The sequence below is a fragment of the Rhizobium sp. SVR5-9E genome (assembly GCF_056755095.1).
Map to the genome: position 1 here is coordinate 156884 of NZ_JBNDHS010000003.1, position 24287 is coordinate 181170.

Genomic DNA, 24287 nt, shown 5'->3' on the forward strand with positions numbered 1-24287 from the left:
GCGCTGAGCAAAGCTATTCCGCATTGAAAGCAAGGACGGCGTTTCATGGCAGGCACGAACAGCGAGCGTAAACTTCTGGCCGAGGGGCCGGTCATCATTCTGGTGGAGCCCCAGATGGGCGAGAACATCGGCATGGTGGCGCGCGCAATGGCGAATTTCGGCCTTGCGGAGTTGCGCCTAGTCAATCCGCGCGACGGCTGGCCGAACGAGAAGGCGCAGGCCGCGGCCTCCAAGGCCGATCACGTCATCGAAGCCACGAAGGTTTATGACACATTGGAGCAGGCGGTTGCCGACCTGAATTTCGTCTATGCGACGACAGCGCGCGAGCGGGATGGATTCAAGCCCGTCCGGTCGCCGGTGGTTGCGGCCGAGACGCTGCGCGCGAAGTTTCGCGCAGGCGAGGGGACCGGCATCCTGTTTGGACGTGAACGCTGGGGGCTGACCAACGAGGAAGTGGCGCTTGCCGACGAGATCGTCACCTTCCCCGTCAACCCTGCCTTTGCCTCGTTGAACATCGCGCAGGCGGTTCTCCTGATGTCCTATGAATGGATGAAATCCGGCATGGAAGACGCCGGAGCGGTGCCGTTTCAGGCGATGTCGCAGACGCAGTCGACCAAGGAACAGCTCTTCGGCCTGTTCGATCAGCTGGAAGAGGCGCTGGATGCGCGCGGTTATTTCCATCCTGCCGGGAAAAAGCCCAAAATGGTGGACAACCTGCGCGCAGTTCTCTCGCGGCGCGCCTTCACGGAACAGGAAATTAGCGTGTTGCGCGGTGTGATCTCCTCCCTCGACCGCTTCTCGCGCAAGTCACCGCGCGGTGGCCGGTTCCCTGCAGACATCAAGGAACAGCAGAAAGATGACAGCAGCGGCGAATGAGCTGAAACCGGTTCTGGTATTCGATTCCGGCATCGGGGGGCTCACCGTGCTCCGCGAAGCCCGCGTGCTCATGCCCGAACGCAGTTTCCTCTACGTCGCCGACGATGCCGGATTTCCCTATGGCGGCTGGGAGGAGCAGGCGCTCAAGGAGCGCGTCATCGATCTCTTTGCCAAGCTGCTTGCGGAATACGATCCGGAAGTCTGCATCATTGCCTGCAACACGGCTTTTACGCTGGTCGGCGCCGATCTTCGCGCGGCCTTCCCGCAGATGACGTTCGTCGGCACCGTGCCGGCGATCAAGCCTGCGGCGGAGCGGACACGCTCGGGCCTCGTATCGGTGCTCGCGACCCCCGGAACCGTGAAGCGCGCCTATACGCGCGATCTCATCCAGTCCTTCGCGCAGCAGTGCCATGTGCGGCTCGTCGGCTCGGAAAACCTGGCGCGGATGGTGGAAGCCTACATTCGCGGAGATGCCGTTTCCGACGACGCAGTCTATGCCGAGATCGACCAATGCTTCGTCGAGAAGGACGGCCGCAAGACCGATATCATCGTGCTGGCCTGCACGCATTACCCGTTCATGGCCAATGTCTTTCGCCGCCTGGCGCCCTGGCCGGTGGACTGGCTCGACCCCGCGGAAGCCATTGCAAGGCGCGCCCGCAGCCTCGTGCCGCACGTGGCCGGGGCGGTTCATCCCGATGGCTTCGACTTCGCAGTGTTCACCTCTGGCAATCCCGACTTCGCCACGCGGCGGCTGATACAGGGCTTCGGGCTGAAGGTCGGCTGAGGGCGGATGCTCGACGCTTCCGGGAAGCAATCGTGCTAGAAATAACGCTCACAGTCGGATCAGCGTCGGAGATAGTGCAATGGCGACGGGCGAGGACTTGCGGCGTATCGCACTCTCTCTGGAGGGTACGGTCGAGGCCCCGCATTTCGACCGCATGGCATTCAAGGTCGCGCGGAACTACGTCACGCTCGCCGCCGACAGCCGGACGGCGAATTTCAAGTTCACGCCCGACGAACAGCAGTTCAAATGCATGATGCTGCCGGAGGCCTTCTCGCCGGTGCCGAATGCCTGGGGCAGGCAGGGCTGGACGACTGCCGATCTGTCGCGGCTGGGCGAGGAGGATCTCGAGAATGCATTGCGCATGGCCTGGGAGCGTGCTCAGCCCAGAAAACCAGCGCGGCGATGAAGTCCGGACGGCGCATTCGCTGTGGGTTTTAGAAATGTAAGGGCGAAATGCTGGGAAATCTTTGATAGACGGGAGCGCGCCGTTTCAGGACAATGGCGCTCCGCATTATTGAGTCTCATCTGAATAGGATCGTTGCATTGCAGGTTGGTATCGATATGGGAATGGCGTCCGGCAACAGCCCGGCGACGCTCGATATCGAGGAGCTGCTGGCGACCCGCCTTCTCGTGCAGGGCAATTCCGGTTCCGGCAAGTCGCATCTGCTGCGGCGGCTGCTCGAACAGTCGGCGCCATGGGTGCAGCAGGTCGTCATCGATCCGGAAGGCGATTTCGTCACACTTAGCGACCGGTTCGGCCATGTGGTCGTCGACGGCGAGCGGACCGAGGCGGAGCTTGCGGGCATCGCCAACCGCATCCGTCAGCACCGCGTCTCCTGCGTGCTGACGCTCGAAGGCCTTGATCTCGAAGAGCAGATGCGAGCGGCGGCGGCCTTTCTCAACGGCATGTTCGATGCCGATCGCGAATATTGGTATCCAGTTCTGGTCGTGGTCGACGAAGCGCAGATGTTTGCGCCATCGGTCGGTGGCGATGTCGCGGAAGATGCGCGCAAGATGTCGCTTGGCGCGATGACCAACCTGATGTGTCGCGGTCGTAAGCGGGGGCTTGCCGGCGTGATCGCTACCCAGCGTCTGGCCAAGCTTGCCAAGAACGTTGCGGCGGAGGCTTCGAACTTCCTGATGGGCCGCACCTTTCTCGATATCGACATGGCGCGCGCCGCCGACCTTCTCGGCATGGACCGGCGTCAGGCCGAGATGTTCCGCGATCTGAAGCGCGGGAATTTCGTAGCGCTTGGTCCGGCGCTGTCGCGGCGTCCGCTGCCGATTGAGATCGGCGCGGTCGAGACCTCGGCCCGTTCCAACAGCCCGAAGCTGATGCCGCTGCCGGACGCGCCGCAGGATGTGGAAGACCTGATCTTCACGCCGGACCCGGAGGAATTTCAGCGGCCGCTCGTTCGGCGTGCACCGCCAGCGCCACGTCCGACGACCGACATTCTGGCCGAGCTTTCTCGCTCGGCGCCTGCAGCGACCGCTGCGCCGGCCGAGCCGCGCGCCAGCCAGCCGGAGCTTTCCGCCGAAGAGCGCGAGGAACGCTTGTCGGCCGTGCTGGCTGAAATCCTCGATGATCCCGCGTCGGGTTTCCGGACGGATTCGGTGCTCTACCAGGAATTCCTGGTGCGCCTGCGCATGCGTCGCGTGCCCGGGCCGCCGATCTCCTTGCCGGATTTCCGCCGGCGTGTTGCGATCTCGCGTTCCGGCGTCGATGCTGCGACTGCCGCAACCGATGCCTGGGCGACAGCTCTGTCGCTGTCGGCGACGGTGACCGACGATCTGCAGGGCGTGTTCCTGATGCTCGCCAAGGCCGCGGTCTGCGGCGAGCCATGCCCGTCGGACGCCCGCATCGCCCGTGCCTACGGGACGCACTCGGCGCGTCGGGCGCGCCGTCTTCTCGGTTATTTCGAGGAACAGGGGACGATCGTCGTGCACACGGATTTCTCCGGCAAACGCATCGTGGCTTTCCCGGACATGAACTGCCAGACGGCGCCGGGTGACGCGAATGCACCGGATAGCAGCGATCAACCGCAAGCGGCGGAATAGCTTGGCTTTTCGGGCAAGTCGCTGTTGACATTTTCACGACGAACCCATAAACACCGCGCCAGCACCGGGCAGAGATGTCCGGTGTTTCATTTGACATGTCCCGTGGATTTGTCCTGTTCGCGTAACCGGATGATCCTGTCGGGCTTTCGAGAGAAAGCCAAAGGAGGGCGTGTTTCCTTCACGCGGTTTGGCAACGAACCGTCCTAACACTCTGAAAGGAAATACGATGAGCAAGCGCGAATCGTCCAAGTACAAGATTGACCGCCGTATGGGCGAAAACATCTGGGGCCGTCCGAAGTCCCCGGTGAACCGCCGCGAATACGGCCCGGGCCAGCATGGTCAGCGCCGCAAGGGCAAGCTTTCGGACTTCGGTGTGCAGCTGCGCGCCAAGCAGAAGCTGAAGGGTTACTATGGTGACCTGCGCGAAAAGCAGTTCCGTGCGATCTACGACGAAGCTAACCGCGTCAAGGGCAATACGGCTGAAAAGCTGATTGGCCTTCTGGAGTCGCGTCTCGACGCGATCGTCTATCGCGCCAAGTTCGTTCCGACCGTTTTCGCTGCCCGCCAGTTCGTCAACCACGGCCACGTGACCGTGAATGGCGTACGCGTCAACATCGGCTCTTACCGTTGCAAGGCCGGCGACGTTATCGAAGTTCGCCAGAAGTCGAAGCAGCTCGTTACGGTTCTGGAATCCGTTAGCCTCGCTGAGCGCGACGTTCCGGACTACATCGAAGTTGATCACAACAAGATGGTTGCGACCTTCGCCCGCGTTCCTACGCTCTCCGACGTACCCTATCCGGTCGTCATGGAGCCGCATCTGGTGGTCGAATTCTATTCGCGTTAATCAGCGCGAGACGTTCGCATACGGAAAAGCCGCCTTCAGGGGCGGCTTTTTTGTCTCTGGAGAGAAGCCATGGTGGATTTGCAGGCAGTCCTCGACAGCATCTACAAGGATCTGACGCCCCGCATCGGCGAAGGCGCGGTCGCCGATTACATTCCGGAACTGGCCAAGGTCGATCCGAAGCAGTTCGGCATGGCGATCGTCACGGTTAACGGGAACATTTATCGCGTCGGCGACGCGGCTGTGCCGTTCTCCATCCAGAGCATTTCCAAGGTCTTCATGCTGACGCTGGCGCTCGGCAAGGTGGGCGAGGGGCTCTGGAAGCGTGTCGGCCGCGAGCCGTCGGGTTCGTCCTTCAACTCCATCGTGCAGCTCGAGCACGAGCACGGGATCCCGCGCAACCCATTCATCAATGCCGGCGCGATTGCCGTCACCGACGTCGTCATGGCTGGCCACGCGCCGCGCGAGGCAATCGGCGAATTGCTGCGTTTTGTGCGCTACCTTGCCGACGACGAGTCGGTGACGATCGATGACAAAGTGGCGAAGTCCGAAACGCAGACCGGCTACCGCAACTTTGCGCTCGCCAATTTCATGCGTGCCTACAAGAATATCGATCATCCGGTCGATCACGTCCTCGGCGTCTATTTCCACCAGTGTGCTCTGGCGATGACATGCGAGCAGCTTGCGAAAGCGGGACTGTTTCTCGCGGCACGCGGGAGCAATCCGACGACCGGGCATTCGGTCGTTTCGCCGAAGCGGGCGCGGCGCATCAATGCGCTGATGCTGATGTGCGGGCACTATGACGGTTCAGGCGACTTTGCCTATCATGTCGGCCTGCCCGGCAAGAGCGGCGTCGGCGGCGGCATCTTTGCGGTGGCGCCGGGGATTGCGTCGATCGCGGTCTGGTCGCCCGGTTTGAACAAGGTTGGCAACTCGCAGCTTGGCTCGCTGGCGCTCGAAATGCTGGCGGCGCGCACCGGCTGGTCGGTTTTCGGCGATTGACGCTGTGTTGCCGCCGCGCTTTCTGCTAAGGCAGGGCCGTAGCCGATTTGGATGGGACCATGAACATCGCAGCGAATATTGCGGACGATTTTGACACGCGCGAGGATGGCACGATCGGCCATGCGCTCTTTGCAGATGCGCCGCGTTCCGTCTCGTTCAACAAATTGCGCAAGCGCCTGCTCCGCCAGGTGCGTCAGGCCTTCGACGATTTCGACATGCTGAAGGGCCAGAAGCGTTGGCTGATCGGCCTTTCCGGCGGCAAGGATTCCTACGGGCTGCTGGCGCTGCTTCTCGAACTGCAATGGCGCGGCCTTTTGCCGGTGGAGCTGATCGCCTGCAATCTGGATCAGGGCCAGCCGAATTTTCCGAAGCATGTGTTGCCGGATTATTTGGCCAAAATCGGCGTCAAGCACCGCATCGAATACCGTGACACCTATTCGATCGTGAAGGAGAAGGTGCCTGAAGGCGCCACCTATTGCTCGCTCTGTTCGCGTCTTCGCCGTGGCAATCTCTACCGCATTGCCAAGGAAGAGGGTTGCGATGCACTGGTTCTCGGGCATCACCGCGAGGATATCCTCGAAACCTTCTTCATGAACTTCTTTCACGGAGGGCGGCTTGCCTCGATGCCGGCAAAGCTGCTCAACGATGAGGGTAACCTCATGGTGCTGAGGCCGCTCGCCTATTGCGCCGAAGACGACATGGCGAAATTCGCGGCGGCGATGGAGTTTCCGATCATACCATGCGATCTCTGCGGCTCGCAGGACGGCCTGCAGCGCAACGCGATGAAGGACATGCTTGCCGATATCGAGCGGCGCATGCCGGGCCGCAAGGACACGATGCTGCGAGCGCTCGCGCATGTGAACCCCTCGCACCTGCTCGATCCGAAGCTTTTCGATTTTTCGAGCCTGACGGTCACAGAAGTGTCGCCAAAGGGCGAGTAACTGGACGCTCCTCCCAATCAAGGAAATGCCATGACTTCGACAGTTGATGTGACGACGCTAGCCGATCTCCTGCGGCGGGCGGCGAAGGCCGAGATATTGCCGCGCTTCCGGCGGCTCGGAAGCGGCGATGTTCGCGTCAAGACCGAGGCGACCGATCTCGTGACGGAAGCCGACGAGCAGGCCGAGCGGATGATGAAGGCGGAGGCCGCGCGGCTCTGGCCGCAAGCGGTGTTCATCGGCGAGGAGTCGGTCGCGGCCGACCCGGCGCTGCTCGAAAAGCTGCAGGGAGCCGAGCTTGCGATCGTCGTCGATCCGGTTGATGGCACGTTCAATTTCGCCTCCGGGATTCCCGCCTTCGGGGTCATGGCGTCCGTGGTGTCGCGGGGCGAAACCGTTGCCGGCATCATCTATGACCCGATGGGCGACGATTGGGTGATGGCGGAGAAGGGCGGCGGTGCCTGGCTGCGGCGGCCGGAAGGCGAGGCGGAGCGGCTTTCCGTGACGGCTCCGGTTCCGCTGGAACAAATGGTCGGCATGGCATCGGTCGGCTATCTGCCAAAGGGGCGGCGTGCGGAAATCCTAGCAAACCTCGCGAAGGTTCGCTTCCTTGCGAACTACCGCTGTGCAGCGCATGAATACCGGACATTTGCATCCGGCCACGTGCACTACCTCATGTACAACAAGCTGATGCCCTGGGACCATCTGGCGGGCACGCTGATCTGCCAGGAGGCGGGTGCCTATGCCGCCCGCTTCGATGGAACGCCCTACCTGCCGCACCATGTCGACGGCGGATTGCTGATCGCACCGGACAGGGCGTCCTGGGAGCTGCTGCGGCGCGAGGTCTTCACCATCTAAAAAGAAAGCCCGCCAGATCGGCGGGCTTTTCATTAGAAGTGTGCGGCGCCCGGCTCGAGCTGCGGGCTGTCGCCGGGGTGGGTGAAGAGCTTGCCCTTCTCAGCCCAGAGTGTCGCCAAAATGCTGATCGCGCCGAAGACAGCGAAGCCGCCGAAAAGCGGCTGAACCGTCCCGTTGAAAAGCTGGCCGACGGTGCCGCCGAGCAATGCGCCGACGGTCGTCGAGACGAAACCGGTAATGGAGGTTGCCGTGCCCGCAAGGTTGCCCATCGGCTCCAGGCTGATCGCCGTGAAGTTGGTGGCGATGACCGCAAACATCATCAGCAGGACCGAAAACAGAGCGTAGTCCAGCGCGAAATTGACGCTGGTATCGAGCGCCATGACATAGCCGAAGGCCGAAACGATCGTGAAGAGAACCATCGCGGTGTGCGAGATGCGGCGCATGCCGAAGAGGCGGACAAAGAAGCCGTTGGCGAAGTTCGCGACCGCGATGCCGCCCGCCGTTGCCGCGAAGGCAATCGGCAGCCAGTCGCCGAGGCCATAGACCTCGCCGAAGACCTGCTGGACAGAGATCACATAGGCACTGATGACGCCCGTGAACATCGTCAGGCCGATCATGTAGCCGCAGGTGACGCGGTTGGTGAGGACGGTTCTGAAACCGTCGACGACCGAGCCGACGGAGAGCGGAATGCGCTCGTTCTCAGGCAGCGACTCCTTGAGACGCAGCAGTGCCCAGGTAAAGAGGATCGAGCCGACGATGCCGAGCAGAATGAAGATCCAGTGCCAGTCGGCGTAGGTGATGATCAGCTGGCCAACAGACGGCGCGACGATCGGTACGATCATGAAAACGATCATCACAAAGGACATGACGCGCGCCATCTCGCGGCCGCCGAAGCAATCCCGCACGATAGACATCGTGGTGATGCGGACCGCCGCGCCGCCGATGCCCTGGATGAAGCGCATGACGAGCAGCATGTGGAAGCTGCTGGTCCAGGCAGCGGCGAACATGGCAACGACATAGACGGCCATGCCACCAAGCAGGATCTTGCGGCGGCCGAAAGTATCGGAGAGCGTGCCGAAGGCGATCTGCGAGATGCCGAAGCCGAAGAAGAAGACGCCGATGACCAGCTGCGCGTCATTGGTGCTCATCACGCCCAGCGAATGGCCGATGGCAGGCAGCGCCGGCAGCATGCTGTCGATCGCCATGGCGATGCTGGCAGTCATGATGGCGATCGTGATCACAAATTCCGCAAAGCCCATGCCGATCCGGCTGGAGCCCTGATTTTCAATATGCGGCTTATGCTGCGGCGTCATTTCTGAAATCCTGTCATTGTAAAAATGGCCCGCTCAGGCAGGCGAGTTTTGCGGCTGAAACAGAAAGCCTTTTTCCGCGATGAGGACGAATACGAGCCCGATAATCGACACGGTGAAATAGCCGGCAACCATCGGCAGGGCGGTGCCGTCGTAGGCCTGGCCAATACCTGCTCCGATGATTGCCCCGCCGACCGTGCTCATGAAACCGAGAACGGAGGAGGCGGTGCCTGCCACATGACCCAGCGGTTCCATTGCCAGCGAGTTGAAGTTCGAGCCGATCCAGCCGAAATGGAACATCGCAAGGCCGAAGAAGGTGATGAAGAGGAAGAAGGGCATCGGTTCAGAGCTCGACACCTGCACGATCATCCAGATGGTGTTGACGGTGAGGAAGCCGAGCAACGATGCATGCGACAGGCGCCGCATGCCGAATTTGCCGACGAAGCGCGAGTTCAGGAAGGACGATATCGACATGAAGGCTGCAACACCGGCGAAGGCGAAGGGAAAATAGACGCCAAGATCGTAGATGCCGACGTAGATCTGCTGGGCGGAATTGATGAAGCCGAACAGCGAGCCGAAAATGAAGGTGGTGGCGAGCGTGTAGCAGAGCGCGATGCGGTTCATCAGGACAAGCTTGAAGCCGCCCAGCACGGAGCGGGCGGTAAAGGGCCGGACGTTGCGCGGATCGAGTGTTTCCGGCAGGCGTAGATAGGCCCAGACGCCGATCATGGCCGCCAACGCGGCGATGAACACGAAGATCATGTGCCAGCTAGCAAAGAGCATGATGACCTGGCCGCTACCCGGCGCGATGACCGGGACGATCATGAAAACCATCATGATCAGCGACATGACCTCTGCCATCTGCCGGCCGCCGTAGATGTCGCGGACGATCGAAATGGTAATGACGCGCGTTGCGGCTGACCCGATGCCCTGGATGAGGCGCAACGCAAGCAAGCCGGTGAAAGAAGGAATGAAAGCGATTCCAATCGCCGAGGCGATATAGATCACCAAACCGATGAGAAGCGGCAGGCGGCGGCCGAAACGGTCGGAAAGCGGCCCGAAAAAAAGCTGGGCGCCGCCGAAACCGAGAAGATAGGCAGAGACGACGAATTGGCGGTGGTTTTCGCTCTCGACGCCTAGATTGGCGCCGATTTGCTGCAGAGCCGGTAGCATGATGTCGATCGCCAGCGAATTGGTCGCCATCAGGAAGGCCGCAAGCGCGATAAATTCACGCCTGCCCATGGGCTTCTGGCCCGCGGACACGGCTTGTGATGAATGTGTCACAATGCAATTCCCATAAACAGGTTAAGGCGCTGTTCAGCACAGCGCCTCGGACTCAAATTAGAACAAATATGGAAACCGGACGGACGCCCGGTGACCTGTCAGGCGGCGCCGCGAAGCGCGACGCCTTTTTCCTGGAAGTGCTGCTGCAATTCACCGGCCTGGAACATTTCCCGCACGATGTCGCAGCCGCCGATGAACTCGCCCTTCACATAAAGCTGTGGGATCGTCGGCCAATTCGAATAATCCTTGATGCCCTGGCGGATTTCCGAATCGGCGAGCACATTGATGCCCTTATAATCGACGCCGAGATAGTCGAGAATCTGGACGAGCTGGCCGGAGAAACCGCACTGCGGAAACTGCGGCGTGCCCTTCATGAAAAGGACGACGTCGTTCGTCTTGACTTCGTTGTCGATGAATTCGTTGATACCGCTCATGAGACCTAATCCTTTCAACAGGCGAGTTAAAGGCCCGCCGTTTCAATCGCTAGCCTTAAATAGCATGCGCTGGCTCAAATTCCACCCGCCCCGACCAAAAAAGAACGTGTCTTTTGCGGGAATGCGGCGGCGATAGGAGCTGGAAAACTAGCGGCTGCGCTGCCTGCTGCGGCCGGCGGCGGTGCGGCGCTTGCTGACCTGCTTCCTCGCGGGTTTTGCGGTTGCGGCCTTGCGCGTGAAACGGCCGGTCGTGGGTGAGCGCGTTTGGCGCTTCTTCCGCTTCGTTGCGGTGCGGCCCGTCGTTTTCTTGAGGATCTCCTTTAGCACGCTTTCCACCACGCCACTCACCAGTTCCTTTACGATATCGGCCATGAACCCTCCCGCACCAAAAGCGTTGTCTGGCTATTGAATTCCTGATGCTTTCCGTTAGCAAGCGGCCTTCAGCGCTTCGGCGCTTTTTCCGCCGTATTTCAGATGCATGCGCTATTTGCGAATTGGCGAGGCCCGAGCCTGCCGGAAAGATATTTTGTGGAATTGATCAAGAAGAGGGTCGTGCTTCACTTCCCCGGTTTCGAGCCCCTGGATGGCAACGCCCATCGGATGCGTTACGAACGAGCGGCGAGTCAGAGCGGAAAAGTCTGGCGCTTCGAGGCAAAGATCTGCGAGTTGAATGCGTTCCACGGGTTTAGCAGTTTCGACGTGGCTGCCGCCTCCCATCTGTGGCGGACGGTGAGCAAGGTTCATGTTTTCGATCATGATGTGCTGGTCCAGCACCTTCGGGCGAAGTCGACGGCCAAGCGCATGCTCGACGGCTTTTTCGCCTGCGGACGCATCGTTACAGACGGGGGATTGGCTGGGTATTTCCGTCACGCGTGGCGCTTCGGTCTTTTCTTCATCTTTCCGTTTCTGCAGATGCTGCTCGGGCTGCTTCTGGCTGTGACGATTGCGCTCGCGCCGGCGGGCTTCGGCCTCCCGGCCTGGCATCTTGCATGGAGCCTGCCGGGGGCTGCGGCCTTCTTCGTCAATCTCTTCCTGCCGTTCGCAGAGCGCTTCTACACGCTGCATCTGTTCTCGGATTGGGAAATGGCGGTTGCGCTCGCCCGCATGGATCGCCCCGAGTTCAACGAATGGCTCGAGCGTTGTGCGGCAGCGGTGCGAGAGGCGCTGCAGGAGGAGGCCGACGAATATGTGATCTCGTCGCACAGCATGGGTGCGAGCGCGGCTGCGCACGTGATCGGAGCGCTGCTCGAAAAAGAGCCGGCGATCTTCGACGGCAAGACGGTCGTGTTTGCGTCGCTCGGTTCGGCGGTCCTGCAATGCGCGCTGCTATCGTCGGCAAAGACCTTGCGGGCGCGTGTAGGGCTGATCGCGCGTTGCCAATCCGTCTTCTGGCTCGACGTGCAATGCCTGACTGACGCCATTCACTTTTACAAGGTGCCGGTCGTTGCCGTGGCAGGTCATCCGGACGCGCCGCAGGCTAAGATGCAGTTCATCCGCGTCAAGCAGATGCTGACGTCCGATCATTACAGGAAGATCAAGCGGGATTTCCTTCGGGTGCACCGGCAGTATGTGCTGGGACCGGATCTGAGGGCAGCCTTCGACTTCACGCTGCTGACAGCCGGGCCTGTACCCGCCGCCCGTTTCGCCGACGGCGGACTGCAGAAGATGCCCGGCTTGTAACCGGGCATTCCTATTCTCGAAGCATCAATCGGGGGCCGATGTCTGCAGCGCCAGCGCATGCAGGATGCCACCCATGTTTCCCTTCAGCGCCTCGTACACCATCTGGTGCTGCTGTACGCGGCTCTTGCCTCGGAAGGCTTCGGCCACGACTTCGGCGGCATAGTGGTCACCGTCGCCAGCGAGGTCGCGGATCGTCACTTTGGCACCGGGGATCCCGGCCTTGATCATGTCTTCGATATCGCCGGGCTTCATTGGCATGATCGTTTACTCCTTGCGCATCATTCCGCAGCGATAACGGCTGCGGCGTCATTCATGAAATCAGGGAACCACGATTCATGGGCGCTGCGCAATTCCTGAATGGATAGCGAGAGCAGATCATCGATAACGAGTTCGCTGCCGGTCACCGGTCCCAGGCGCCGGAAGGGCACGCCAGCACCTTCCGCATTGGCGCAGATGAAGTTGGCGACGTCGGCCTTGACGGCAATGACATAGCGCGCCTGATCCTCGCCGAAGAGGAGCGCGTGCGGGGCGCCTTTGCCTTCGGCAAGCGTGACATGCATGCCCTTGCCCGCTGCCATCGCCATTTCGGCCAGCGCCAGCGCCAGGCCGCCTGAGGAAATGTCGTGGCAGGCCGTTGCCTGGCCGTTGCGGATGACCGAACGGACGAAGTCGCCGTTGCGGCGTTCCGCGAAAAGATCGACGTCCGGTGCCGGGCCATCACTGCTGCCTAGGATGTCGCGCAGATAGATCGAGGAGCCGAGGTGGCTGCCGTCGGTTCCGATCATGATCAGCTGGTCGCCATCGGCAGCGCTGCCGATGCGGGCCATCGCCTTCCAGTCGGGCAGCAGGCCGACGCCTGCAATCGTCGGCGTCGGCAGGATCGCGACACCGTTGGTCTCATTGTAGAGCGACACGTTGCCGGAAACGATCGGGAAGTCGAGCGCACGGCAGGCTTCGCCGATGCCCTTCACGGCTTCGACGAATTGGCCCATGATTTCCGGTTTCTCGGGATTGCCGAAATTGAGGTTATCCGTTGCTGCCAGCGGCTCCGCACCGGTCGCAGTGATGTTGCGCCAGCATTCGGCGACGGCCTGCTTGCCGCCCTCGAACGGGCAGGCTTCGACGTAGCGCGGGGTGACGTCGGACGAGAAGGCAAGCGCCTTGGTCGGGTGGCCCTCGACGCGGACGACGCCGGCATCGCCGCCCGGAAGCTGCAGCGAATTGCCCTGGATCAGTGTGTCGTACTGTTCGTAAACCCAGCGGCGGCTCGACTGGTTCGGCGAGCCGACGAGCTTGAGCAGTGCCTGGCTGTAATCTTCCGGTGCAGCAACGAGTTCTGCGGGCAGGGGAGCTCGCTTGCCGGACTCGCGCCACGGACGGTCGTATTCCGGCGCCTGGTCGCCGAGGTCCTTGATCGGCAGGTTGGCGACTTCCTCGCCCTGATGGGCGACGCGGAACCGCAGATCGTCCGTGGTCGTGCCGACGATTGCGAAATCGAGGCCCCACTTGTGGAAGATCGCCTCGGCTTCCTTTTCCTTCTCCGGGCGGAGGACCATGAGCATACGCTCCTGGCTTTCGGAGAGCATCATTTCGTAAGCGGTCATCTGCTCTTCGCGAACCGGAACCTTGTCGAGTTCGAGCAGGATGCCGAGGTCACCCTTGGCGCCCATTTCGACCGCAGAGCAAGTGAGGCCGGCGGCCCCCATGTCCTGAATGGCGATGACGGCGCCTGTCTTCATCAGTTCAAGGCAGGCTTCGAGCAGGCACTTCTCGGTGAAGGGGTCGCCGACCTGAACCGTCGGGCGCTTTTCCTCGATCGACTCGTCGAATTCCGCCGAGGCCATTGTCGCGCCACCGACGCCGTCACGACCGGTCTTGGCGCCGAGATAGACGACCGGAAGGCCGACGCCCTTGGCTTCTGATAGGAAGATGGCATTCGACTTCGCGAGACCCGCGGCAAAGGCGTTGACGAGGATGTTGCCGTTGTAGCGTTCGTCGAACTCCACCTCGCCGCCGACGGTCGGAACGCCAAAGGAATTTCCATAGCCACCGACACCTGAAACGACGCCGGAAACGAGGTGGCGGGTCTTTGGATGGTCAGGTTCGCCGAAACGAAGGGCGTTCATGGCGGCGATCGGGCGGGCGCCCATGGTAAAGACATCGCGCAGGATGCCGCCGACACCGGTTGCCGCACCCTGATAGGGTTCGATGTAAGACGGGTGGTTGTGGCTCTCCATCTTGAAGACGACGCAATCGCCGTCATCGATATCGACCACGCCGGCATTTTCGCCGGGGCCCTGGATGACACGCGGACCCTTGGTCGGCAGCGTGCGCAGCCACTTTTTGGAGGATTTGTAGGAGCAATGCTCGTTCCACATGGCCGAGAATATGCCGAGTTCGGTGAAGGTCGGCTCGCGCCCGATCAGTTCCAGTATCCGCTGATATTCATCCGGCTTCAGGCCGTGGCTGGCGATGAGTTCGGGGGTGATCGGGCGGGTATTGGATATGGTCATGAGCTCTCGAAAGTCCCTGCCGTTGCGCGTTTGCGGTGTCTTTAGCTTATGTAAGGGCGGCGCGCGACAGGAAAATGCCCGCCGTCAACAAACAGCGGGCGGCAGGCCTTTTAATGCTGCAAGTGCCTAGAATTTGTACCCGAGTTGGACGCCCGCGCGGGTCATGCCCTCATTGGGGCCGTCGCAAAGATTTGCATTCGAGGAATGGGCAACCTGCGCCATGACATTCCAGTGGTTGTCGAAACGGTAGCCCGCGCCGATATACTCGTGGAACAACACGCGGCAGCCGAGCGCGGGGCCATCGTCGTTCTTGTCGAGTTCGCCAGTGTGAATGACGCCGCCGAAACCGGCCTCGGCAAAAAGCTTATCGGTAAAGTTGGCAGTCCAGGAAAAGCCGGTGAAGAACTGGGTCGCTTCACCCTCCGTTCCAATCGACGTACCGAGATGGATACGCGGGCGCGCAAGCGTCTGGGTCCAGGTCGTGGCGGAATCGGCACCAAACGGATCGAAAAAGACGGTAACTTCCGGAAAGATGCCGTCTTCCCGCTCGTGGCCGCCCTGGATCGACGTCGAGGCGCCAAAGCGCAGCTCATCGAATATCTGGTCCTGCGCATAGGCAGATGCCGAGACCTCGGTGATGTCAGCCAGCAGCGCCAACAAGACGATACCCATGGAACGCAATACGCAGTCGCGATCAAGTATCGCCATCCGCCGCTCTCCTCACTCCGCACAATCGCGCGCCACGAGGGAGTGTTAGCATGAGTCGAGGCGCGATCCAGTGTGCGGTCGACGTTTTGTCTTCGTGACTCCAATTTGCCGCAGCATCAGATTTCGCCGATATACGCCGAACCGCCGCCCTCAAGAAGGCTCCGCAAAATGATCAGGCCGTTTTTAAGCTCATCCTTGCTCTTCGATGAGGAGAAGCCGATGCGCACGCGGTGATAGACCCTGTCCGCACGGGCGACCTTGAACTCATCCTCGTCATCGACAAGCACGCCGTCGCGGAAGGCTGCGTTCTTGAAGGTACCGGACATCCAGGGGTCCGGAAGCCTCAGCCAGAGGAAGGGAACATGCGGATGCGATTCGAAATCGAAGCCATCCAGCGATTCACGAGCTAGCCGCTCGCGTGCGGCAAGTTCGGTGACGCTTGCCTTGCGCATGGCGTGCGCACTGCCGCTTTCCACGAGACGCGCGCAAGTCTCCGCCAGAATGAACGACAAGCCCCCCGTGATCATCTTATGCGTGACCTTGATCCGTTGGGCGAAATGCGGGGGGCAGGCGACCCATCCGCCGCGGACGCCGGCAGCGACCGATTTCGAAAGCCCGTTGACGAGGAAGGTACGATCCGGCGCAAGCGAGGTAAGCAATGGTGTTTCGTCGCCGGTCATGCCGCCGTAGAGGTCGTCTTCGATGAGCCAGACGCCATGCTTGCGGGCCGTTGCCACAATCGCCGCGCGGCGCTCGTACGGCATGGTCGCCAGCGTTGGATTGTGCGCCGTCGGCATCAGGAAGGCGAGTTTCGGATGCTGCTGGACACACAGGCGCTCGAAATCATCGGGAAGGACGCCGTTCTCATCTGAATCGACCGTGATCGTTCGCCGCCCCAGCAGGCGGGCGCTGCGGCTTACCTGCGTGTAGCTCAGGTTTTCAAAGACGATCTTGTCACCGGGCGAGGACACCGCGGAAATGATGGAGATGGCTGCCGCGTGCGCGCCGAGTGTCGGAACGATATTTTCCGTCTGAGGCGTCCAGCCATTTCGTGCCAGCCATTGCTGACCGGCCTGGAACCAGTTGCGCGGGAACTTGCGGGAGTAGGAGGAGATTTCGGAAATGTTCTGCTCGCCGATCTCCGCCAGGATCTGACCGATGATCCTGCCTTGGCCGAGATCAGGTGCTGCGGTGGTGTCGAACCGGATCTTGTCCGCCGGCGCGTCGAGGACACGTGTGCCGCCAAGCGAAATCGTCAACGGATCGGCCTGCTCGCTCGGCGGTGTCTGCGCCCGATCAAGCACATAGGTCCCGCGGCCGACTTCGCCGGCCACCAGTCCGCGCTCGTGAACAAGGGCATAGGCCCGACCAACGGTGCCAATCGTCACGCCGATATCATAGGCAAGGTTTCGCTGCGGCGGCAATTTGCTACCTGCGGCGAGGGTGCCCGCGGCAATGGCGGATTCGATGCTGTCGGCCAGACGCATATAGACCGGGCCGGAGCCGCGCGATAGATCAGGGAGCCAATTTGTCATGGTAACAATTCGATAGATTGTCACCATTCGACTGTCAAGGATATGAATCAATCATCAGCAACGGCGCGGATTTTAGACGGCGATGTCCATCTTACCGAAGATTGATCAGAGCATTGTAACGATTGTGCCTGTGAACAAGCAGGACAAATTGGAAGGCGTCATCCGGCAGCGGACGCTGTTGGCGAGAATCCTAGAGAGGCTGTCTTCCTGGAGCGAGAAACGCCAAGGGCGCAAGGTCTTGCGGGAGATGTCGGATTGGCAATTGAGCGATATCGGTCTTGAGCCCGCCGATGCAGCCAAGGAAGTCAGTAAGTCGTTCTTTTGGGATTGATCAACGGCAAGCCTTGCCGCCACCCGACCATCGGGTCACGTCGGCGGCAATGCGACCGGCGACCGGCTCGGACATCATCGGACCGAATGCCTGCAGCCGGGCAGGGTTGCCTTCGGCCTGGACAACGAGCAGCGGCCTGCCTTCCGGAGTGTTCTTGTGGACGACCAGGATGCGCGGCCGGCCGGAGAAGGATGTCAGTTCCGGTGCCAGGCGATAGGCTGCGAAGGCAGCGTCGCCGGATTTGAACCAGCACGAATTGGCGCCGACGGCAACGCGCTCCATCGTCGACAGCGCATCGCGAGCAGGGCCCGAAGACGGGGCGTGGGACTGGCACGACGAAACCAGAAAGCCCATCGCACCGATAGTTGCGACGGCGGCGATATTCGTGGAAAGACGCATCAATCTGCTCCGGTGAACCTGTCGAATGCGTCTTACGCGGCGAAGGTTAAGCAGCGATTACGTCGAGCGCCGAAGCAAACAGGCCGCGTCCGTCGGAACCGCCATGGGCGGCCTCGATGAGGTTTTCCGGATGCGGCATCATGCCGAGCACGTTGCCCTTGGCATTCATCACGCCGGCAATATCATTCATGGAGCCGTTTGGGTTGGTGCCTTCTGCATAGCGGAAAACCACCTGACCGTTGCCTTCGATCGCCGCCAGCGTTTCGGCATCCGCGAAATAGTTGCCGTCGTGGTGAGCAACCGGAGAGCGGATGATCTGGCCCTTGGCATAGGCGCGGGTGAAGTCGGTATCGGCGTTGACGACTTCGAGCTTGATTTCGCGGCAGACGAACTTCAGCGAGGCGTTGCGCATCAGCGCGCCGGGCAGGAGGCCTGCTTCGACGAGGATCTGAAAGCCGTTGCAGACGCCAAGTACCTTTACGCCCTTCTGAGCCTTGTCGATGATCGCCTGCATGACGGGCATGCGTGCGGCAATCGCCCCGCAGCGCAGATAGTCGCCATAAGAAAAGCCGCCCGGTATGACGATCAGGTCGACGCTATCCGGAATCTCGGTCTCGGTCTGCCAGACGGTGACCGGCGCCTTGCCGGAAATCTTGGTGAGCGCGGCGATCATGTCGCGGTCGCGATTGAGGCCCGGGAGTTGAACGACGGCTGATTTCATGGGTGCGGTTCAAACCTTGCTTGTGCTTCTGCCAATTCTCGAAGTTCGAGACGATTTTCTATGCGTTCGAGCCGATCTTCATGCCGTGCAAGGACTCCATAGATGTTATGAATATCCTGCTGCATCGAAATCATCGTACCGCGCATGCTATGCATTTCGCTCCGGATTTCTCCGAGAGAAACATCGATCTTGTCGATACGCTGGTGCATCTTTCTCAACAACTCATACGTGAGCTCTTGATTCACTTCAGCCATCTCAAAATCTCCGCAACCTTTAGTCGAGAGAAATAGTATAGTTCTCGATTACCGTGTTGGCGAGGAGTTTCTCGCACATCGCCTTGAGGTCGGCCTCAGCCTTGGCCTTGTCTGCGCCTTCGAGCTCCAGGTCGAACACCTTGCCTTGACGGACATGGCCGATGCCGGCGAAGCCGAGGCCGGTAAGGGCGCCTTCGATTGCCTTGCCCTGCGGATCGAGAACGCCGTTTTTCAGCGTGACGGTTACACGAGCCTTAATCACTTCTTCTTCCCTGTCTTTGACCAGAACGTCTTACTTGACCAAAACGGGGCCAGTGCCGCGCACAGGCTCGTTTTCGTTGATGATGCCGAGGCGGCGCGCGACTTCGGAATAGGCTTCGAGAAGCCCGCCCATATCGCGGCGGAAACGGTCCTTGTCCATTTTCTCACGGGTTTCGATATCCCAGAGGCGGCAGGAGTCGGGCGAAATCTCGTCGGCGAGGATGATGCGCATCATGTCGCCTTCAAAGAGGCGGCCGCATTCGATCTTGAAATCGACAAGCTGGATACCGACGCCGAGGAAGAGGCCGGTCATGAAGTCGTTGACGCGGATCGCAAGCGCCATGATGTCGTCGAGCTCGGCCGGGTTCGCCCAGCCGAAGGCCGTGATGTGCTCTTCGGAAACCATCGGATCGTCCAGCGCATCCGACTTGTAGTAGAATTCGATGATCGAGCGCGGCAGCACGACGCCTTCTTCGATGCCGAGCCGCTTGGCAAGCGAACCGGCGGCGACATTGCGCACGACGATCTCGAGCGGGATCATTTCCACTTCGCGGATCAACTGCTCGCGCATGTTGAGCCGCCGGATGAAGTGGGTCGGAATGCCAATCTTGTTCAGATGGCTGAAGATGTACTCCGAAATCCGGTTGTTCAGAACGCCCTTGCCATCGATGACTTCGTGCTTCTTCTTGTTGAAGGCCGTGGCGTCGTCCTTGAAGAACTGGATCAACGTGCCGGGTTCCGGTCCCTCATATAAAATCTTGGCCTTGCCCTCGTAGATACGGCGGCGACGGTTCATTTTAATTGTTCTCTATCGTTGGCGCTCTTGGGATGGCGCAAGTGGATCGATCTCGTGGCGTCCCCATAAAGGAAAAGGGAGAGTTTCACAATGTGCCTGTCATTCCTTCCCCGGATTCCTGATATTTAGGAACGCCGCTCAAGAGAATCGAAGATTTTCTAAGACAAGTTTACAGTTTTTCGTGAACCTGTGGAATCAAAGCCGTTCTCTCCGCTTATGCGGATTTATTTGCGCGGCTGCCATTGAGCGGCTGGCGGGCGGCGCCTTTGGGGCGGCGAGAGGCGGTTTCGCCCTGCCGCCAGTGTTCGTCGCGTACAAAAGCCGGAACCTGCGAGGCCGGCATCGGCCGGGCCAATGCATAGCCCTGCAGCGTGTCGCAGCCGAGATCGCGAAGGATGCGGACATGATCCGTCGTTTCGACGCCCTCGGCAGTAACACCGATGTTCAGCGAACGGCCGATGTCGATGATCGAGCGGACAAGTTTTCTCTGCTCGGCCGATTGCGGCAGCATGCGGATCAGTTCCCGATCGATCTTAAGTCTGCGCGGGCTGAGCTTGAGCAGGCTGACGATCGAGGCGCGACCTGTCCCAAAGTCATCGATCTCGATATCTATACCAAGCTTGCGGAATTGCCGCAGATTGGCGAGGACCGCGTCATCGCAGTCGTCGAGCGATATGGATTCCAGCAGCTCAAAGGAGACGACGCCCGGTTCGATTTTCTGAGCCCGCAGCTTCTTGGCAAGGCCCGGATCGGCCAGCCGCCGTGAGGAGACGTTGACCGAGATTTTCGGCGTGACGAAACCCTCCTCGGCCCAGCCGGCCCGATCGGCGAGCGCCTTTTCAAGGATAAGCGCATCGATCGTCGAAACCGCATCGAGATCTTCGGCTATCGTCAAGAAGTGGTCCGGTGCGAGCAGTCCGTGCTCCGGATGCCGCCACCTGGCGAGCGTCTCGACTCCGGCGACGTCCAGGGTGCGGGCATCGAACTGCAATTGATAGTAGGGAATGAATTCGTCGCGCTCGAGTCCCAGCAGTATCTCATCCGATAGCCGTTTGACGGCGATGATGTTGCGGCGGGCGTCCTTTGAAAAGAACTCATGCCGATTGCGGCCCGAGGCTTTGGCCCGGTAAAGCGCAATGTCAGCATTGAGCAGCAGTTGCCTTGGGTCGAGCTCCGGGCCGCCGTCGGCGGCAATACCGATGCTGGCGCCGAAACGGCAGTCGTGCCCCTCGTAGCGAACCGGCTTGTTGAGCTCGCGAATGATGCGGACAGCGATGTTGGAAAGCTTCTTGGACGCACTGTCGATCGTACAGAGCACGACGAACTCGTCCCCGCCAATGCGGGCAACGAAATCGGTGGAGCGTACGCACCCCTTCAGCAACTTGGCTGCGTGTTTCAACATCGCATCGCCTGCACGATGACCGAGCGTGTCGTTGATCTGCTTGAAGCGATCGAGATCGATATGCAGGACCGCGAGCGTCAGGCCGTTCTCGCGGCACGTGGCGGCGCGTTCATCGAGCATGCGGTCGAGATAACGCCGGTTTGGCAGACCGGTGAGATAATCATGAAGGGCCAGGTGTTCGATGCTTGCCCTGGCGGCTTCGAGCTCCTGATTGCGGGCTTCCGCCAGCTCCTTGGCCTTCTGCAGATCGTTGCGAAGATTGACTTCTTCAGTGACATCCCAGCTGGCGCCGACCAACTTTCGCTTGCCTTCCGCATCAAGGAAGAAGGCCGATCGGGAGCGAATGACCCGTTCGGCGCCGTCGCCTCGGATGATGCGAAACTCCTGCAGCAGACCGCGATCCTTTTCCAGGCTTTCGCTGAGGCTGTTCAGCGTGCACTCTCGATCGTCGGGATGCAGCGCCTGCTCCCATTCTTCGGCGCGCTTTATGCGTGGCGTCCCTTCGACCCCGTACATCGTCAGGAGGCGATCATCCCATTCCACCATTCCGGCCTCGAGATCGGCTTCGAATACGCCGATCCGCGTGATTTCGAGTGCAAGATCGAGCCTGCGCGAAAGCTGTTCGAGCATTTCCTCCGATCGCTTGCGGGCAGTGATGTCCGTGTCCGTGCCGACGATGCGGGCAGGGGCGCCGCTTTCGTCCCATTCCACGCAGGCGCCGCGGCATTCGATCCAAACCCAGTGGCCCTGCCTGTGGCGTTCGCGGTATTCGAAGACGTGATAGTCCGGGTCGCCGGCGATCTGCTTCGGGATGGCCTCAATGACGTAATCGCGGTCATCGGGATGAAGAAGCGTCAGCCATTCCTCGTATTTCCCCTGGTAATCTTCGTCCACGGGCATGCCGCGGATTTCTTTCCAGGTGTCGGAATAGTATTTGGTTCCGGCGCGATCGTTGTGATCCCAGACGCCAAGCCCGGAGCCGACGAGGGCGTAATTCCAGCGGCTCTCCCTATCGGCCAGATCGGATGGATCCCGCGCCTGCATCCGCTTTGCCGAAGCCTTGGGCTTGCCGTCAATCTTGCTCGCGCTTTTCTTTTCTTGCTGCTTCAAACGGCGTCTCGCTGAATTTCGCGTTCTGGTAGTCTGAAGTCATTCAATAAAATAATTCTTAAGCGGATCCCGAAATGCTGTTCAATCTTGGGATGTCCACAGGTTACGGTTTCAGCCGGCTCAAAAATTGCGCGAAGACCATCGTCCCCTCCGGCCATGGGCCATGGCCGGACTCGGCGTTGATATGGCCGGACTCGCCGGCATCAATCAAAAACGAGCCCCAGCTTGCGGCAATGTCGTCCGCGTGTTCGTAGCTGCCGAAGGGATCGTTGCGGCTCGCCACCATGATCGCAGGGAATGGCAGCGGATCGCGCGGGTAGGGGCCGAACGTCATCAAATGCTTCGGGCGGATATTCGGGTTGGTGACCTCGGGCGGCGCCACGAGGAAGGCGCCTGCCACCTTGTTCCTGAACTGCGGAATTGCATGGATCGCCGAGGGGATGCCGAGTGAATGAGCGACAAGAACCACGGGGCGCGTGGAGGCATTCACCTCCTCGGCGATGCGCGCCACCCAATCGTCGCGTACCGGCTTCGACCATTCCGCCTGCTCGACGCGCCGCGCCGTGCTGAGCTTCGCTTGCCAGCGGCTTTGCCAGTGTTCCGGACCGGAATTCGTATAGCCCGGGATGATGAGAATATCTACGTCAGACGCTTTCATGATGCCGCCGATGTGAGAAAGCTTGGCCCTTCTGTCAAGGGAAAGGCGACAACAGCCACTAAATTAGTTATCATCGCGCCATTGCCGGTTGCGGTTTCTCGTGTCGGCTGAGTTATGGCCGATACTTTTCCGCCGCCGGTTGATCGGCTCACGGAGGAGAAAGCCATGACGGCATTTCATGTAATGACAGGAGCCGGCGAGCGCTACGCACGCCTTGCCATCAACAAAATCAGTATCTCGGACGTGTTCGACGCGCTGCGGCGCGGCATCGATGATTTTCGCGAGAAGCCTTCCCATTACGTGTTCCTGTGCCTCATGTACCCGATCGCCGGCATTTTCCTTGCGCTGGCGACATCGGACGCCAACCTCCTGCCGATAATCTTCCCGTTGATGTCCGGTTTCGCACTGGTCGGCCCGATTGCCGCAATCGGGCTCTACGAAATCAGCCGCCGCCGCGAGGCTGGGCTCGATACTTCATGGAAACATGCGCTCGAAGTCAGGCACTCGCCGGCCTTGCCGTCCATCATCGTCGGCGGGTTGCTGTTGTTCGGCTTTTTCATCGTCTGGCTGGTGGCAGCGCAGACACTTTACACGAGCTTGTTCGGAGATGTCTTCCCGCGATCGATCGGCGTGTTCCTCTCGCAGATTTTCAGCACGCCTCAGGGAATGCAGCTGATTGTCTGGGGCAATCTTCTGGGCTTGGTCTTCGCCATTGTCGTTCTGGCGACCACAGTCGTCACGTTCCCCCTACTGCTTGATCGCGACGTAGGATTGGTCGCTGCGATGGCGGCTTCCATCCGTGCGACGGTCCGCAATCCGGTGCCGGTTTTCCTATGGGGCCTGATTGTCGCGGCGGCGCTCGTCATCGGCACGATCCCGTTGTTTGTGGGCCTGGCGCTGGTGATGCCTATCCTCGGGCACGCGACATGGCATCTCTACAGAAAGCTGGTCGCGCCGGCCTGACAGGAAATGCAGTCTGCACGTTAGCCTGATGGAACCTGAAAACCTCCTTCCAAGTTACTTAACAGTGCTTTGAGGGAGGTTTTTCATGGGAACGCCGCAGCACGTCTTTGCGCGCTTCGCCACCAAGGTATCGGAATGGGCGGGCAAGCCGGTGATCTTTGTCCTGGCGCTCGTGGCAGTTGTTATTTGGGCTGTCCTCGGCCCGGTCTTCGACTATTCGGAAACATGGCAGCTGGTCATCAATACCGGCACCACGATCGTCACCTTCCTGATGGTTTTCGTGCTGCAGAACGCGCAGACGCGCGACACGCGGGCGATCCAGGCGAAGCTCAACGAGATCATCCTGACAAGCCAGGCCGAGAACCGCTTCATCGGTATCGAGCATCTCGATGAAGAGGACCTGGAGCATCTGGATCGACTCGTCGCGAAAGCTGCGAAGGGACAGGCTCAGGCGGCGGTGAGCCGCGTGCGGCAACAAGACGAAGGAAACGGCAAGAGATCGCAGAACGGCAAGCGTCCTGGCTTATCGAGATCGCGAAAGCAGAAGTGAAAACGGCGCCATCGGCGCCGT

General features: G+C 60.5%; 27 protein-coding genes. 12 read left to right on the forward strand and 15 right to left on the reverse strand.

The window, feature by feature from the left end:
• The first annotated feature begins 45 nt into the window (after positions 1–45).
• From ACPYOJ_RS03230 to ACPYOJ_RS03265, 8 genes are all read left to right on the forward strand, one after another.
• Entirely contained in the window at positions 46–876 is an 831-nt protein-coding gene (locus ACPYOJ_RS03230) for an RNA methyltransferase (RefSeq protein ID WP_481414959.1), read from the forward strand.
• Positions 857–1660, forward strand: coding sequence for a glutamate racemase (gene murI, locus ACPYOJ_RS03235; RefSeq protein WP_481414960.1), 804 nt, complete (start codon positions 857–859; stop codon positions 1658–1660). Before ACPYOJ_RS03230 ends, murI begins: the two co-directional genes overlap by 20 nt.
• 79 nt (positions 1661–1739) lie before the next feature.
• Entirely contained in the window at positions 1740–2066 is a 327-nt protein-coding gene (locus tag ACPYOJ_RS03240; protein WP_481414961.1) for an MmcQ/YjbR family DNA-binding protein, read from the forward strand.
• Between the two features lie 137 nt (positions 2067–2203).
• Entirely contained in the window at positions 2204–3718 is a 1515-nt protein-coding gene (locus ACPYOJ_RS03245; RefSeq protein ID WP_481414962.1) for a helicase HerA domain-containing protein, read from the forward strand.
• Between the two features lie 226 nt (positions 3719–3944).
• Entirely contained in the window at positions 3945–4562 is a 618-nt protein-coding gene (rpsD, locus tag ACPYOJ_RS03250) for a 30S ribosomal protein S4 (protein WP_168831134.1), read from the forward strand.
• 69 nt (positions 4563–4631) lie between these two features.
• Positions 4632–5561 carry a glutaminase gene (locus tag ACPYOJ_RS03255; protein WP_481414963.1) on the forward strand — a complete coding sequence of 310 codons (930 nt, stop codon included), beginning with the start codon at positions 4632–4634 and terminating at the stop codon, positions 5559–5561.
• A 59-nt stretch (positions 5562–5620) separates the two neighbouring features.
• On the forward strand, positions 5621–6502 hold the full coding sequence (ttcA, locus tag ACPYOJ_RS03260; RefSeq protein WP_481414964.1) for a tRNA 2-thiocytidine(32) synthetase TtcA: 882 nt from the start codon (positions 5621–5623) through the stop codon (positions 6500–6502).
• A gap of 30 nt (positions 6503–6532) precedes the next feature.
• Positions 6533–7357, forward strand: a complete 825-nt coding sequence (locus ACPYOJ_RS03265; protein WP_481414965.1) for an inositol monophosphatase family protein — start codon at positions 6533–6535, stop codon at positions 7355–7357.
• 32 nt (positions 7358–7389) lie between these two features.
• Here the strand turns inward: ACPYOJ_RS03265 and ACPYOJ_RS03270 are convergent, their stop codons facing one another.
• The 4 genes from ACPYOJ_RS03270 to ACPYOJ_RS03285 all read right to left on the reverse strand — a co-directional run bounded on the left by ACPYOJ_RS03270 (position 7390) and on the right by ACPYOJ_RS03285 (position 10757).
• Positions 7390–8670 carry a multidrug effflux MFS transporter gene (locus ACPYOJ_RS03270; protein ID WP_481414966.1) on the reverse strand — a complete coding sequence of 427 codons (1281 nt, stop codon included), beginning with the start codon at positions 8668–8670 and terminating at the stop codon, positions 7390–7392.
• Positions 8671–8703: 33 nt separating this feature from the next.
• Positions 8704–9909: a multidrug effflux MFS transporter gene (locus tag ACPYOJ_RS03275; RefSeq protein ID WP_481415001.1), complete on the reverse strand. Its 1206-nt coding sequence runs from the start codon at positions 9907–9909 to the stop codon at positions 8704–8706.
• Between the two features lie 140 nt (positions 9910–10049).
• Positions 10050–10385 carry a Grx4 family monothiol glutaredoxin gene (gene grxD / locus ACPYOJ_RS03280; RefSeq protein WP_481414967.1) on the reverse strand — a complete coding sequence of 112 codons (336 nt, stop codon included), beginning with the start codon at positions 10383–10385 and terminating at the stop codon, positions 10050–10052.
• 147 nt (positions 10386–10532) lie between these two features.
• A complete protein-coding gene (locus ACPYOJ_RS03285; protein WP_481414968.1) occupies positions 10533–10757 on the reverse strand; it encodes a hypothetical protein in 225 nt (74 codons plus the stop codon).
• Between the two features lie 156 nt (positions 10758–10913).
• Between ACPYOJ_RS03285 and ACPYOJ_RS03290 the strand changes: the two genes are divergently transcribed.
• Positions 10914–12065 (forward strand): hypothetical protein, encoded by a 1152-nt coding sequence (locus tag ACPYOJ_RS03290; protein WP_481414969.1) that lies wholly within the window; start codon positions 10914–10916, stop codon positions 12063–12065.
• A 24-nt stretch (positions 12066–12089) separates the two neighbouring features.
• Here the strand turns inward: ACPYOJ_RS03290 and ACPYOJ_RS03295 are convergent, their stop codons facing one another.
• The 4 genes from ACPYOJ_RS03295 to ACPYOJ_RS03310 form a co-directional block, all read right to left on the reverse strand.
• A complete protein-coding gene (locus ACPYOJ_RS03295; protein WP_007789538.1) occupies positions 12090–12323 on the reverse strand; it encodes a BolA/IbaG family iron-sulfur metabolism protein in 234 nt (77 codons plus the stop codon).
• Between the two features lie 20 nt (positions 12324–12343).
• Positions 12344–14578 carry a phosphoribosylformylglycinamidine synthase subunit PurL gene (gene purL / locus ACPYOJ_RS03300; protein ID WP_481414970.1) on the reverse strand — a complete coding sequence of 745 codons (2235 nt, stop codon included), beginning with the start codon at positions 14576–14578 and terminating at the stop codon, positions 12344–12346.
• A 126-nt stretch (positions 14579–14704) separates the two neighbouring features.
• Entirely contained in the window at positions 14705–15250 is a 546-nt protein-coding gene (locus ACPYOJ_RS03305) for an acyloxyacyl hydrolase (protein ID WP_481415002.1), read from the reverse strand.
• Between the two features lie 152 nt (positions 15251–15402).
• Positions 15403–16821, reverse strand: coding sequence for an aminotransferase-like domain-containing protein (locus tag ACPYOJ_RS03310; RefSeq protein ID WP_481414971.1), 1419 nt, complete (start codon positions 16819–16821; stop codon positions 15403–15405).
• An 82-nt stretch (positions 16822–16903) separates the two neighbouring features.
• On the opposite strand from ACPYOJ_RS03310, the gene ACPYOJ_RS03315 reads away from it, so the two are divergent.
• Positions 16904–17152 carry a DUF1127 domain-containing protein gene (locus ACPYOJ_RS03315; RefSeq protein ID WP_481414972.1) on the forward strand — a complete coding sequence of 83 codons (249 nt, stop codon included), beginning with the start codon at positions 16904–16906 and terminating at the stop codon, positions 17150–17152.
• Here ACPYOJ_RS03315 and ACPYOJ_RS03320 read toward each other — a convergent pair whose 3' ends face one another.
• From ACPYOJ_RS03320 to ACPYOJ_RS03350, 7 genes are all read right to left on the reverse strand, one after another.
• Positions 17153–17551, reverse strand: a complete 399-nt coding sequence (locus ACPYOJ_RS03320) for a hypothetical protein (protein WP_481414973.1) — start codon at positions 17549–17551, stop codon at positions 17153–17155.
• A gap of 46 nt (positions 17552–17597) precedes the next feature.
• The gene (purQ, locus tag ACPYOJ_RS03325) at positions 17598–18272 is read right to left on the reverse strand and encodes a phosphoribosylformylglycinamidine synthase subunit PurQ (RefSeq protein WP_481414974.1); all 675 of its coding nucleotides are present in this window, start codon (positions 18270–18272) and stop codon (positions 17598–17600) included.
• Positions 18269–18526, reverse strand: coding sequence for a hypothetical protein (locus ACPYOJ_RS03330; RefSeq protein ID WP_481414975.1), 258 nt, complete (start codon positions 18524–18526; stop codon positions 18269–18271). Before ACPYOJ_RS03330 ends, purQ begins: the two co-directional genes overlap by 4 nt.
• Positions 18527–18545: 19 nt before the next feature.
• On the reverse strand, positions 18546–18788 hold the full coding sequence (gene purS / locus ACPYOJ_RS03335) for a phosphoribosylformylglycinamidine synthase subunit PurS (RefSeq protein WP_168831149.1): 243 nt from the start codon (positions 18786–18788) through the stop codon (positions 18546–18548).
• A gap of 30 nt (positions 18789–18818) precedes the next feature.
• On the reverse strand, positions 18819–19583 hold the full coding sequence (purC, locus tag ACPYOJ_RS03340) for a phosphoribosylaminoimidazolesuccinocarboxamide synthase (RefSeq protein WP_168831150.1): 765 nt from the start codon (positions 19581–19583) through the stop codon (positions 18819–18821).
• Between the two features lie 214 nt (positions 19584–19797).
• Positions 19798–22029 carry a putative bifunctional diguanylate cyclase/phosphodiesterase gene (locus ACPYOJ_RS03345; RefSeq protein ID WP_481415003.1) on the reverse strand — a complete coding sequence of 744 codons (2232 nt, stop codon included), beginning with the start codon at positions 22027–22029 and terminating at the stop codon, positions 19798–19800.
• A 169-nt stretch (positions 22030–22198) separates the two neighbouring features.
• Complete coding sequence (locus tag ACPYOJ_RS03350) at positions 22199–22753, reverse strand: RBBP9/YdeN family alpha/beta hydrolase (RefSeq protein WP_481414976.1); 555 nt, start codon at positions 22751–22753, stop codon at positions 22199–22201.
• Between the two features lie 165 nt (positions 22754–22918).
• Between ACPYOJ_RS03350 and ACPYOJ_RS03355 the strand changes: the two genes are divergently transcribed.
• Together ACPYOJ_RS03355 and ACPYOJ_RS03360 are read left to right on the forward strand one after the other, a co-directional pair.
• The gene (locus ACPYOJ_RS03355) at positions 22919–23716 is read left to right on the forward strand and encodes a DUF2189 domain-containing protein (protein ID WP_481414977.1); all 798 of its coding nucleotides are present in this window, start codon (positions 22919–22921) and stop codon (positions 23714–23716) included.
• Between the two features lie 85 nt (positions 23717–23801).
• On the forward strand, positions 23802–24266 hold the full coding sequence (locus ACPYOJ_RS03360) for a low affinity iron permease family protein (protein ID WP_481414978.1): 465 nt from the start codon (positions 23802–23804) through the stop codon (positions 24264–24266).
• Positions 24267–24287: the final 21 nt, after the last annotated feature.